Consider the following 1,552-nt stretch of genomic DNA (forward strand, 5'->3'; position numbering starts at 1 on the left):
TCCTCCTCGTATAATATAGTTGTAGTAATAAATACTACATTTTATTCTAAATCCCACTTTCTTATGGGATAATGATTGTATAGATAGAGGTCGTAGCTTTCCTCCTTGAAGCTTGTCTTCCTAATTAAGGGTTACGCCTCTACTTTACGTCCTTATTAGTATGAGCTGGATAGCACATTTCGTTGCTGTATATCTAACGAGGTTTGATTGTCGTAAAGTTCTTGAGGGTCCTTTCTCTATCTAAATTTATATTAAAGCTAGGTGATTTTATGTTTTACATTGGTGTTGATATTGCAAAGAATAACCACGAAGCCTCAATAATTGATTCTAATGGGAAACTTGTTTCTGAGTCTTTTTCTTTTTCTAATTCTATTAGGGGTTTAGAGAAGTTTCAGAAATTTATTTCCTCATTTTCGGTTGATTCTAACAACTGTATTATTGGTATGGAAGCTACTGGCCATTATTGGCTTTCTCTTTATTCTTTCTTGATTGATTTAGGATTTTCTTGTATTGTTATTAATCCTATTCAATCTGATGCTTTTAGAAAGATGTATATTAGACAGACTAAAAATGATTCTGTTGATTCTTTTGTTATCGCTCAAATTCTTAGGTTTGGCGAGTTTTCTGTTTCTCATTTTTCTGATGAGGATACTTTTGCTCTTAGAAATCTTTCTAGATTTAGGTTTGCTCTTGTTGATGAAGTTTCTGATTGGAAAAGAAAACTTGTTGCTATTTTAGATCAGGTTTTCCCTGAGTATTCTTCGCTTTTTTCCAATATCTATGGTGTTACTTCGAAAGAGCTTTTAAGTAAGTTCCCTTTACCAGAGGATATGATTTCTATTTCCGCTGATGAGCTTGCTAAGCTTTTGTCTAAGTGCAGTAGAGGTCGCTTTGGTATTGATAAGGCTAAAGAAATCCAAGAGAAAGCTTCTAATTCCTTTGGTATTAAGTTTGCTTTGAAGTCTTTTTCTTTTCAAATCAAACAAATTATTGCTCAAATTTCTTTTCTTGAAGATCAGATTCTTGAGATTGAAGATGAGATTTCTTCTATGATTAGTTCTTTATGCCCTGTTATTACTTCTATTACCGGTATTGGTAACGTCTTAGGTGCTGCTATTTTCTCAGAAATCGGTGATATTTCTCGTTTTGAGAAAGCTAATCAGTTAGTTGCTTATGCCGGCTTAGATGTTGCTGTTAAACAATCTGGCAATTTTAATGCTACTGATACTAAGATTTCTAAACGTGGTTCTCCTTATCTTAGACGTGCTATTTGGCTCGCTGCTAGTGTTGCCGCCTTTAAAGATCCTGCTTTGTCTGTGTATTATCAAAAGCTTAGACAAAGAGGTAAGGCTCATGGTACAGCTATTGGTGCAGTTGCTAGAAAACTTACTAACATAATTTTTGCTGTTTTAAGAGATAACAAAGCTTACATACCTAATATTTAATTGTTATTAAATTTTTCTAAGCCTAAATTTTTAGGCTTGTTTGACGTGCCATAAATTTCAAGATAAATTATTTTTTATTTTCTCTTGACATTTGATAGCTGGTCTTA

1 protein-coding gene is annotated in these 1,552 nt (G+C 33.1%); it reads left to right on the forward strand.

Annotation, left to right across the window (positions count from 1 at the left end; translation table 11 throughout):
* Positions 1-269: 269 nt before the first annotated feature.
* Positions 270-1,445 (forward strand): IS110 family RNA-guided transposase, encoded by a 1,176-nt coding sequence (locus tag G534_RS0107050; RefSeq protein WP_027348479.1) that lies wholly within the window; start codon positions 270-272, stop codon positions 1,443-1,445.
* Positions 1,446-1,552 lie beyond the last annotated feature (107 nt).

Origin of the sequence: Helcococcus sueciensis DSM 17243, from assembly GCF_000423145.1 — a bacterium.
Lineage (GTDB): Bacteria > Bacillota > Clostridia > Tissierellales > Peptoniphilaceae > Helcococcus > Helcococcus sueciensis.